The organism is Secundilactobacillus yichangensis, assembly GCF_016861565.1.
GTDB classification, from domain to species: domain Bacteria; phylum Bacillota; class Bacilli; order Lactobacillales; family Lactobacillaceae; genus Secundilactobacillus; species Secundilactobacillus yichangensis.
This window is the reverse complement of record NZ_BOLK01000012.1, coordinates 69,204-80,253: the sequence shown is the minus strand read 5'-3', so window position 1 is coordinate 80,253 and position 11,050 is coordinate 69,204. Positions and strand designations below refer to the sequence as shown.

The window sequence follows — 11,050 nt, the reverse complement described above, 5'->3', positions numbered from 1 at the left end:
GGACACGCTATTATGTCGACCATTCAAATCACGCATTTAACATTCGCTTATCCTGGTCAGGATAATTTATTTAACAATCAGAACTTAACCTTTGACAGTAGCTGGAAGCTGGGACTCACCGGTCGAAACGGCCGGGGCAAGACCACCTTGCTAAACCTGATCCGCGGAAAACTCAGCGGTCAGGGAACTATTACTATGCCGCTAACACCGCTCTATTTCTCGCAGCCCGTCACGGATCCTACCCAAGATGCTTGGGTTGTCGCTACCGAAGCCAGTACGGCAGAATTATGGAAAATTCAGCGTGAACTCGCCCTGATGCATACCGATGACGATTTACTCTACCGCCCATATGCCAGCCTATCCGGCGGTGAGCAAACGAAGGTGCTGCTGGCAGCGACCTTTGCCAGCCATACCGGCTTTCCGCTGCTGGATGAACCGACGAATCACTTGGATATCACCGGCCGTGACCAGATTGCTGATTACTTGCGTCACGCGCAACAGGGCTTCATCGTCATTTCTCACGACCGGCACTTTTTAGACGTGGCTACCGACCACACCCTGACAATTGAAAAACAGCAGCTGGTGCTGACGCAGGGCAATTATTCTGCTTACGAGCGGGCCAAACAGCTGAAGGACCAGTCGGAATACGCTGAGCAAGCCAAGCTGCGCCACGACATCGGCCGGCTAAAACAAACGGCGGCCAACAAACGCCAATGGAGTCAATCTCGCGAAGGTGACAAATACGGTAACCCGCATAAAAAGGGCAGCGGCGCCGTCTACGATACCGGCTTTATCGGTGCCCGTTCAGCGCGGGTGATGCAAAAAGCCAAGAATCTGGAACACCGCATGGACAAAGCAATCACTGATAAAGAAGCATTATTGCAAAACGTTGAGTTTATTGACCCGCTGAAAATGAACTACCAGCCAGACCACCACGAAACGTTACTCTGGGTAAGAAACGTTCAGCTCAGCTATGACGGCCAGTCGTTATTTACGAAACCAGTCAGTTTTGAACTCAACCGTGGCGACCGTCTGGCACTGATCGGTCCAAACGGCAGCGGTAAGTCGTCTTTGATTGCCGCTATTCTAGGCCATTTCAAGGGTGACGTGACCGGTGAGATTCAGCTCACGGCAACCGCCCGTCGCAGTCTGGTTCGTCAGCACTATCCGGATAACTTGGGAACACTGAATGAATTTGCGGAAAAGCGCGGTTTGAGTTATCAGGACCTGCTGAATAACTTGAAGAAACTGGGCGTGCCGCGAGACGATTTTAAGACACCTATCCAGCACCTCTCGGCTGGTCAGCAAAAGAAGGTTGAACTGGCTGCTAGCTTGGCCACCCTCACCAGTCTTTATCTGTGGGACGAGCCGCTAAACTACCTGGACGTGTTCAACCAAGAACAGCTCACCACTGTTATTCAAGATATCCAGCCAACGATGCTGGTCACGGAACACGACCGCGACTTCATTTCGGCAGTCAGTACAAAGATCGTAACGCTGTAACGGCTGTTGCAAGTCCCTATGGTAACCGCTATACTGGGTGAAAATTATTAGGAAGTGACATAATGGCAAAATATAATACCTTAGACGACTATCTGGCTTCAATTACCAAACCGGAAAATGCCAAACAACTCAGCGATATGCTAGCTGACATCCAGGCTCAATATCCGCAGCTCGAACTGCGGATCGCCTGGAATCAGCCCATGTTCACCGACCATGACACGTTCATTATCGGCTTTTCAGCTGCCGCTAAGGACATCGCGGTTGCGGTGGAAGCGCCCATCTTCGAGAAGTATCTGGATCAGATTAAAGCGCTAGGCTACCGTGCGACTAAACGCCAGTTCCACATTACCTGGGGCACCGCCATTGACCAGTCGCTGCTGCATCATTTAATCGATGACGCCATCGTATTTAAGCGGAATATGACTACCTTCTGGGCACCTAAACCCAAATAAGCAAAAAGAAGCCTGACGAACAGTTAAGAACTGAACGTCAGACTTCTTTTTGCTTAAACAATTATTGAAAAACTCCTAATTCAACAATCAATCATCTAGACTGATTAATGCCTTCGACAACCTCGATTAGAAACGCCTTGATTCGCAGACGATCACGCTGATTAGACAGGTTCGCCTGTGCCAAGACGCCAAACGTACCCTCAAGTAAAAAGGTACTTGTCAGCATCGGATCGTGTGCTTTTCTAATTTTGTAGATGACTGACGGAGTATTTTCATTTTCTTCCGTAATATGAGTCATCAGCCAATTCTGCAAAAGTTGCTGGTTTTCTGCATAGTGGCGGTTGTGCGGATCGACTCTCAAATGAGATAACACATCATAATTATCCATGAAAAAGTCAGCAATTTCAGCAGCCGTATGTTCCGTTTGACCATCACTTTGCCAGTCATCCATAAGCTTATTGAGGACAGCTTCGGTCAGATCGATTTTATCGTGAAAATAACGGTAAAAGGTACTGCGCTTAATAAATGCTGCTTCACAAATCTGAGTAACTTCAATGTTTTCAATCCGGTGAGTTTTTAATAAGGTCAGCATTGCCATCGTTATCTGATTGCGAGTTCGCAAGCGTGCATACGAGACCATTATTGAACCCCCTTTGGGTAGATAAATCCTGAAACTCTGTTAATTAAATTTTATAACATGCTATGTACAACTGTAAACGTAAAAGCATTCTAAATCACTATTATATTGGAACACAACTCATTATATGCCGTCAAAAAATACATCAAATAGCTTATGTTCTTTTTACTCAAAAAATATAAACAAGGCTAAGACAGGCTTTCTGTCACATTTACACAACTTTTACGTATTCCAAACAACACTTTTACAGCAGCCCCTTAAACTAAGTTAATACAGAATATCGTATCGGGGGATGTCAAATATCGTGATAGAAATTTTCAAAGCTGTTATCTTAGGAATCATCGAAGGAATCACTGAATTTTTACCAATCAGTTCTACGGGTCACCTCTATTTAGCAAATGAATTTGTCAAACTCAAGGAATCCACCTCTTTCATCAACATGTTTATGGTTGTGATACAAGTCGGGGCCATTATGGCAGTAATCGCGCTGTATTTCAATAAATTAAACCCCTGGGCTCACAGTAAAAATTACTTAGAGCGTCACCAGACCTGGATTCTATGGGAAAAAGTCCTCATCGCGGTACTGCCATCGGTCATTATTGGCTTGCCGCTAAACGATTGGCTGGACGCTCACCTGACCAGCTGGCAGGTGATTGCAACCACCCTGATCGCCTATGGCATTTTATTTATTGTGATCGAAAACTTTAATCATCAGCGGACACCCTATTTTTCGGACCTCAATCACTTACCAATCAAAATTGCCGTCCTTATCGGTCTTTTCCAGATTCTGTCGCTAGTTCCTGGTACTTCCCGGTCAGGCGCTACCATCCTCGGCGGCATCCTAGTGGGGACTTCCAGATACGTGGCAACTGAATTCTCCTTCTTTCTAGCAATCCCAACCATGTTTGGGGCATCACTACTAAAGATTGCGAAGTACCTGATTCACGGCAACAGCTTCACGGGGATACAATCCGTAGTTCTGCTAACTGGTACGGCGGTTTCTTTCATTGTTGCCTATTTATCGATTAAATTTCTGCTGAACTACATTAAGCAAAACGACTTCAAGGTCTTTGGCTGGTACCGGATCATTCTGGGAATTGCTGTGGTCGCCTATTTTGGCCTGATTCATTAATTCCATTTCTGTAAAATTAAACCGTGCACAATTGATTTTATCTTGCCATCGCGGTACACTGCTAGCAAAGGAAGTGTTGTCAGATGAATGAAATTACAATCACGCCGGCAGTTGTTGAAGTCTTAAAACAAAAACAAGTCGCCGACAAAACACTGTTATTGATCACCGATGATGCCGGTGGCAAGTATTCGCTTCAAGGCGGTGCCTGCAGTATCGGCACCAAGTTCACCATCGTGGTTTTAGATCAGCCGGATGATGAATACAACGTGCAACTCAAGAATAACGCTGGCCTATCACTGTACACCTCTGATTACGACGTCTACTTTCTCGGTCAGGGCTTAAAGCTTGATTATCAAAAGGCCATGATCAACCTGAGCAATAATGGTCAGCTGCTGGACAACAACGTCCTGATTGCTAATGGAAAAGATATTTTAGCTGCTTTTAAGCAGGGTATTTTTGCTAATACTGGTAATTGCTAATTTTAGAACAAACACAAAGGTCTCCTAGAACTTCAACGTTCCAGGAGACCTTTTCTATTCGAATTTATTTAACCGCTGCAATCCCTTGCTTCAAACGGTTCAACCCGTCCATCAGCCGTTCTTTCGGGCAGGCCACGTTCATACGTAGAAATTCACGGCCGTCACCACCGTAAACCGTACCATCGGAAAGATACAGACCGGTTTCTTGGCGGATAAACTGTTCCAGCTTGTCGGAAGACATGCCAACTTTACTGGTATCCAGCCAAACCAGATACGTCGCGTCTCCCGCCACGGCTTTCACACCGGGAACATTTTCCGCCACAAACTTAGCAACGGTCTGTTTGTTGTCCTCGATGTAGGCTCGTAAATCATGAACCCATTGATGGCCCTTGGTATAGGCTGCAATCGTTGCCGGGATGGCAAATGAATTGGGTTCAGCCAGTTCATCCGTGTTGAGCCCGCGGTTAACGATTGCCCGTAACGCTTCGTTAGGTACAATGACCGTTGCAGCGTGCAGTGCAGCCACGTTAAAGGTCTTACTTGGCGAAACCGCAACGACGCAGTTCTGCTCGTTAACTTTATTCACTGAGGCAAATGGCGTATAGCCCTTGTCCGGTGCGGTGATATCACCGTGGATTTCATCGGACAGCACCACCACATGGTGCTTAGCGGCCAGTTCGCCGATGCGCGCCAAAGTATTCGCCGACCAAATCATACCAACCGGATTGTGCGGATTACATAAGATCATCAGTGTCGTCAGCGGTTCAGCCATCCTGGCTTCTAAATCGTCCCAGTCAATGTGGTAGGCATCTTGATCATCCAAAACCAAATCACTGGAAAGCACGTGCCGGCCATTATTCAAAATCGAATTATAGAAGATATTATATACCGGTGCCTGAATCAAAACGTTATCGCCAACGTTAGTCAGCCGTCTGACTGAAGAGGAAATCGTAGGCACGACGCCGGTTGAGAAAATCATCCAGTCCGTTTCAGGCCGCCAGTTGTGTTCCTTTTCATACCAGCTTTGAACAGCATCAAAATATTCCTGCGGTACTTCTTCGTAACCAAAAATGCCGTTTTTAGCCCGTTCTTGAATGGCATCAACGATTGCCGGCAAAGTCCGGAAATCCATATCTGCTACCCACATTGGCAGTTCGTTGTCCTTTACATCCCACTTCACTGAATTGGTATGCCGCCGGTCAATTAACTCTGAAAAATCGGTCATGCTGTCTTCCTCCCAACGTTAATTTTGATTGCTGACTTATCAATGTCCGGATCATCAAGGATCACTTCGCCAATGGCTGGTGCGTTGATCACACCGTTCACTGGATTCTTCACGCTATCAATGGTGGTGATAATATCAGCATTGATATCCGTGCAATATTCAAAGGCTAAATCAGTATTGACCAGCGAACAGTTTTCCAACGTCAGATCATCAACGTAGCAAAGTCCCTGGTCGCTTTCAATCCAGCAGTTCACAAAGCGGATATGCTTTGAGTTCCAAGCTAAATATTCACCAACCAGCGTTGAATCATAAACCGTAACGTTATCGCAGTTCCAGAATGCATCGTGAGTCTCAAAGGTCGAATTGTGAACCTCAATATTTTTACTGCCATCAAAGGCGTAGTTCCCGCTTAACTTCAAGTGGTCAACCACAGTATTCTCACAATTCTTGCCAAAATAATCACCCTTGGCCGTAATGTGATCCAACTTAACGTCGTTACACCACCACAGTGTTTCGACAGCGTTGCTCATAGTAATGTTGGACAGCTCAGCGTGGCTGATGTGCCGGAACGTCTTGGTTGCTTCAATCATGGTATCATCCATTTTCAGGTTTTTCGTATACCAGATTCCCGCGTGGGCTTCTAGCTTGATTGTGCTTTGAGAAACGTTGATATCATTGGCATACCACAACGGGTATTTCCACTTAAAAATGTTGTGTTCAATGTTCAGATTTTTACTGTGTTTCAACGGTGACTCACCGTTTTGGAACGTACTATTTTTAATGTTGAGGTCGTGAGCCTTAAACAGCGCTCGTTCGCCTTCAAATACTTGTTGGTTGATTTCTTTCACAATGGTTACCTTCCCAATTCATTTCATCATATTTATATTTTAGTTTTAATCCTCAATGTTGTCTAATAAACATCACGCTATCATAGTTAAATCGTAATGTATTAATCATACAACTTTTACGTCGCATTCAGACAATAAAAGCTTCGACTGCATTGAAGATTAGCGTTCATTCTGCTCCGTGAGACCGACAATTCGTCGTGTGGTCGCTCCGAAGCTAACTTTCTCCCGTTGGTCGAAAGTGGATCTTCTCCGACGACCATAGCACTAAGGTACCAAAGAACGGTACCTAAGTGCTATTCGCACCACGATTTGCCGGTCTCACTTCACTGCATTTACTGAGTACATATTGGCAACGTCACTGCTTGGTTGCTGACGCAAATGATTTTAAATCAATAAATACCCTGCAACGGTTTAACCGTTACAGGGTATCTTCTAATAATCAGAATTTATTTATTTCGTGTCAACCGGCTCACAATCAAACTCATGCCCTCATGAAACACACCAGGATGATTGCGTGCAAACCGTGCCAACATCCTGTCCGTGAAACCAAAGTAATACCGGCGCTTAGGGTGACGCTCCGTTGCTGCCCGGTAGAAGACTTTCGCCAAATCTTCGGCGCTTGCTTCAGTGGTTTTCAGCATCCCGCTTAACAACTTTTGCGTCCCTTCAGCCAATGGTGTATACGGTGAATCCGGTTTAAGATTATGAATAGCGTTATCCATGGCAATGTCCAGCCAAGATGATTGTGTGCCACCGGGTTCAATGATGACTGACCGCAGTCCGAACTGCCGGATCTCGGTATCCAGCACGTCGGACCAAACGTTTAACCCGCGCTTAGTCACGTAGTACCAGCCGCCAAGTGGTGAGTACACGTCGCCACCAATGGAAGAGTTGTTGATGATTCGACCAGTGCCCTGCTGACGCATTTGCGGTAACACCAACTTGGTTAATTCAGAAGCTCCAACCAGATTAGTTTCCAGTTGTTTGTGGACCTTATCCAAACTAACTTCTTCGATGGGCCCAAATTCACCATAACCGGCATTATTTAACAAAACGTCCACACGCAGTCCATCGCCTAATGCATCTTTAACATACTGAAGGCGGGAATCCGCATCGGTCACGTCCAGACGCAGCGGGTGGATCCTCAAACTCGTTGGAATCTTCTCAACGCGTCGAGCCCCCGCATAAACTTCCCAGCCGTGTTTCGCAAATAACTGCGTTGCCGCATACCCCATGCCACTGGATGCACCGGTAATTAAAATCACTCGTTTTGCCATTTTCAGATCTCCTTTTTATGCGTTATTTCGCCTAATCGTTAGACCAACTGTATAGCGAAACGATAACAATTACAAGCAATCAGCCGCGGACGAAAAACAGCTCACTATTCGTCTCTTTCACCGGCTTTTTAATTTAAATTTCCAATCAATTTACTACTACTTATGTCTCAATCTTGATACAACAGCATTTCAAAAAAGTTTAAAAATGCGGTTTACAAATTATGAAAAGATGGTAAGATACTGATTAGAGATTAAAAGACGTAGGAAAGACAAGTAAGTCTCGTCGAACTGTCAGTGAGTTGGGAAATGGTGTGAACCCAATCAGTAATCGGCCTTTCTGAATAACACTTTCTTAGTCGCGGGCTGAACCATTTAGCAGTAAGCTTCGCCGTTACCGAAACGTTACCATCGGAGCGTATGTTAGTACGCGTATTGAGGTGGCTTATCTACGGATAGGCAACTTGGGTGGTACCGCGAAATGAAGTCTTTCGTCCCTTGGTTTAGGGATAAAAGGCTTCTTTTTTTATTCCAAATCTATTATAGGGGGACCAAGTACCATGCATTTAATTATTCCAAAGTCATATGAATCAAAGTTGTCAGTTCGCGAAACACAAACGGCCATCCGTTATATCCGTGAAACTTTCCAAGATGAATTCCGTAAAGAATTAAACCTGTCACGGGTTTCAACCCCAATGTTTGTTGAAAAGAAAACTGGTTTAAACGATAACTTGAACGGTGTTGAAACACCTGTTTCATTTACCATGAAAGACATGGGTGACGAGCAAATCGAAATCGTCCACTCACTAGCTAAGTGGAAGCGAGTTGCTTTGAAGCGTTATGGTTTCCCACTTCACGAAGGTCTCTATACCAACATGAACGCCATCCGTAAAGACGAAGATCTGGACAACTTCCACTCTGCTTACGTCGACCAATGGGACTGGGAAAAGGTCATCACTAAAGAAGAACGGACGATTGATACGTTGAAGAAGACGGTTCGTCAGATCTTCAAAGTGATCAAGCACATGGAACACGAAGTTTGGTACAAGTTCCCAGAATCCGTTTATCACTTACCTGATGAAATTCACTTTGTTACTACCCAGGAGCTTGAAGACCGTTGGCCGGACAAGACCCCTATGGAACGTGAAGATCTGATTGCTAAAGAACTTCGGTGCGTCTTCATCATGAAGATTGGTGGCGCTTTGAAGAGTGGCAAAAAACATGATGGCCGGGCCCCTGACTATGATGACTGGGAATTAAACGGCGATATCATCTTCTGGTACGAACCACTAGACCAAAAGATTGAAATCTCCAGCATGGGTATCCGGGTCGATGCCGAATCCATGAAGAAGCAATTAAAGATTGCTGGCGCCGAGGACCGTTTGAAGTTACCATATCACCAAATGGTCTTAAACGAAGAAGTCCCATACACGATCGGTGGCGGGATAGGCCAATCGCGGCTGTGCATGCTGCTGTTGGGTAAGGCTCACGTTGGTGAAGTGCAAGCATCCCTCTGGCCTCAAGATATGATTGATAAGTGTGAAGAAGCGGGGATTCATTTGTTGTAGAGTGCGGAGGCAAGCGGTTAGAGAGCGGAGTGTAAGGCGGGAAAGGCAAAAATCCCGAACTTGGATTTATGCCTTTACTGACTTACATGCAGCTCTCTGCTTGCTGCAGCACGTTTCGGCTATGTAGCATTAGAGTGCTGAAGCAAGCGCCTAGAGAGCTGCAGCACGTTTCAGCCATATAAAATCAAAACAGTGTCAGCAAAACGGTACCCTCAAGGTAGAAGCAAAGCCTTGAGGGTATCTTTTTACTCAGTGCTAATATTCCGTTCCGCCAACCCAATTCCTCGAAGTGGGGTCGCTCCGAAGCTAGCACCTGCGCTGCGATCTTCTCCGTCTCCCGTAGTCGTAACCGAGTAAAGAACACTCGCTAACGACTACTCGCACCACGATATATTGGTTTGGCTCCACTCCTCTAGCTCTACTATTTGCTTACCTATCCTTATCTAAATACTTGCATCGCCAACTAAAGACTCCGGAATGACAGCAGTTTGTCCGCAAAATGTAAAATTTACCAACGTTTTCACATGATATAATGTGGGTAAAGAGGTGAAAAAGCATGGCCATATCCAAAACGACAATCATACTTGCAATCGCGGCGCTTAGCGTCTTTGGCACCAACCAATACGTGCACGGCAAAGCGCTCAGTCATCCGCACCGAACAGTGGTGAACCCAGATAACTATGGGAACAACGACGGTGGTTTTGCCACCAACTGGTATCGGCTGAGGCACGCGACCAACGTGACGGTCACCTATTCATCAACCGCCAATTCCAACGCAGTCAGAAAACACTTGGAATTACCCAAGGGAACGATTATCGGTGCGCAGCGTTACCATCAGCAAGTGGCGCCTAAAAACGTTGCCTACACCTCCGGCTATATGACACCTAATCTCAGCTATCATTTAAAATCACATTTAGTTAATTCAAAAGTCTATGGTTTCGGAGCCGTTTCGTTTAAATTACCCGCCAAAAAAGTCCAGCAAATCGTCCGTCCTGCTTATGGGCTGCCTTACGGGAGCGGGACTTTATATTCCGGCGGCGTGGGTGCCATCAAGAGCCTCAACCGCAACGTCGATGCCATTAAGATATCTTCTGACGGCTACATTGAAACTTATCGTAATGAGCCTAAAAAGTACCCGTCATTTCTGGGAACGCTGGAGAGCCACTATCAGTCCAAGCCGAATGATTCACAGCGAATCGTTCTTTCTGAAAAAACTGGCGACACGGTTCACCTGTACTACGCGCACCACTTAGCTGGTGTCAATGATAAACGGGTGCACCACTCCGGTGATAAGCAGTATCGGTTAACCATTACCAACCGGCACACACCTTATCAATACAACGATTCGGCTTACTCAAGCGGTAAGACGATTGCCAGCATCTATTCCGTAGGTGGCAGCAACTACTTTACCATCATCGGTTCTGGACGGGAATAACTCAGAATAATCACGTTAACTAAAATAGCGTCTGATATCAGTCAATCAACTGGTATCAAACGCTATTTTCATTTAAATAATTCACTGTTCTCGATTCGGTGATAAATCTCGTCCCGTACTTTCCGAAACGCCCGGAGCTTATCGGCATCACTGCCGGTAGCCTGTGCCGGATCCGATAACGGCCAATGAACGCGCTGAACCTGTGGCGGCGTCACCGGACATCTATCACGAGCATCACCGCACAGCGTCACCACGATATCGCAGCTATTCAGGTAGTCAAGGTCAATGAGTTTAGAATACTGCTTTGAAATGTCGATACCGACCTCGCCCATCACTTGAACCGCTAAGGAGTTCAGCCCGTGGGTTTCAACGCCCGCACTTTGAACTTCCCATCTAGAGCCAAGCAACGTTCGTGCAAAGCCCTCCGCCATCTGGCTGCGGCAGGAATTGCCGGTACACAGAAAGTAAACTCTTTTCATCGATTCCACCACCCTACT

General features: G+C 46.0%; 11 protein-coding genes. 6 read left to right on the top strand and 5 right to left on the bottom strand.

Features of this window, described 5'->3' with window-relative positions:
- Positions 1–12 precede the first annotated feature (12 nt).
- A complete protein-coding gene (gene abc-f / locus JUE95_RS09835; RefSeq protein WP_203651119.1) occupies positions 13–1,503 on the top strand; it encodes a ribosomal protection-like ABC-F family protein in 1,491 nt (496 codons plus the stop codon).
- 62 nt (positions 1,504–1,565) lie between these two features.
- Positions 1,566–1,955 (top strand): iron chaperone, encoded by a 390-nt coding sequence (locus JUE95_RS09830; RefSeq protein WP_203651118.1) that lies wholly within the window; start codon positions 1,566–1,568, stop codon positions 1,953–1,955.
- 91 nt (positions 1,956–2,046) lie between these two features.
- Here JUE95_RS09830 and JUE95_RS09825 read toward each other — a convergent pair whose 3' ends face one another.
- Positions 2,047–2,595, bottom strand: coding sequence for a TetR/AcrR family transcriptional regulator (locus JUE95_RS09825; RefSeq protein ID WP_203651117.1), 549 nt, complete (start codon positions 2,593–2,595; stop codon positions 2,047–2,049).
- A 301-nt stretch (positions 2,596–2,896) separates the two neighbouring features.
- Here JUE95_RS09825 and JUE95_RS09820 point away from each other — a divergent pair, with 301 nt between their 5' ends.
- Together JUE95_RS09820 and JUE95_RS09815 are read left to right on the top strand one after the other, a co-directional pair.
- Positions 2,897–3,724 (top strand): undecaprenyl-diphosphate phosphatase, encoded by an 828-nt coding sequence (locus JUE95_RS09820; protein ID WP_203651116.1) that lies wholly within the window; start codon positions 2,897–2,899, stop codon positions 3,722–3,724.
- A gap of 83 nt (positions 3,725–3,807) precedes the next feature.
- Positions 3,808–4,203, top strand: a complete 396-nt coding sequence (locus JUE95_RS09815) for an iron-sulfur cluster biosynthesis family protein (RefSeq protein WP_203651115.1) — start codon at positions 3,808–3,810, stop codon at positions 4,201–4,203.
- A gap of 64 nt (positions 4,204–4,267) precedes the next feature.
- On the opposite strand, the gene JUE95_RS09810 is transcribed toward JUE95_RS09815, so the two are convergent.
- From JUE95_RS09810 to JUE95_RS09800, 3 genes are all read right to left on the bottom strand, one after another.
- Positions 4,268–5,428, bottom strand: a complete 1,161-nt coding sequence (locus tag JUE95_RS09810) for a MalY/PatB family protein (protein WP_203651113.1) — start codon at positions 5,426–5,428, stop codon at positions 4,268–4,270.
- The gene (locus JUE95_RS09805; protein ID WP_203651112.1) at positions 5,425–6,276 is read right to left on the bottom strand and encodes a DUF3737 family protein; all 852 of its coding nucleotides are present in this window, start codon (positions 6,274–6,276) and stop codon (positions 5,425–5,427) included. Before JUE95_RS09805 ends, JUE95_RS09810 begins: the two co-directional genes overlap by 4 nt.
- A 446-nt stretch (positions 6,277–6,722) precedes the next feature.
- Positions 6,723–7,553 (bottom strand): SDR family NAD(P)-dependent oxidoreductase, encoded by an 831-nt coding sequence (locus tag JUE95_RS09800; protein ID WP_203651111.1) that lies wholly within the window; start codon positions 7,551–7,553, stop codon positions 6,723–6,725.
- 557 nt (positions 7,554–8,110) lie between these two features.
- On the opposite strand from JUE95_RS09800, the gene asnA reads away from it, so the two are divergent.
- A complete protein-coding gene (asnA, locus tag JUE95_RS09795) occupies positions 8,111–9,118 on the top strand; it encodes an aspartate--ammonia ligase (RefSeq protein WP_203651107.1) in 1,008 nt (335 codons plus the stop codon).
- Between the two features lie 556 nt (positions 9,119–9,674).
- Positions 9,675–10,553 carry a hypothetical protein gene (locus JUE95_RS09790; RefSeq protein WP_203651105.1) on the top strand — a complete coding sequence of 293 codons (879 nt, stop codon included), beginning with the start codon at positions 9,675–9,677 and terminating at the stop codon, positions 10,551–10,553.
- 68 nt (positions 10,554–10,621) lie between these two features.
- On the opposite strand, the gene arsC is transcribed toward JUE95_RS09790, so the two are convergent.
- A complete protein-coding gene (gene arsC / locus JUE95_RS09785) occupies positions 10,622–11,032 on the bottom strand; it encodes an arsenate reductase (thioredoxin) (RefSeq protein WP_203651103.1) in 411 nt (136 codons plus the stop codon).
- Positions 11,033–11,050 lie beyond the last annotated feature (18 nt).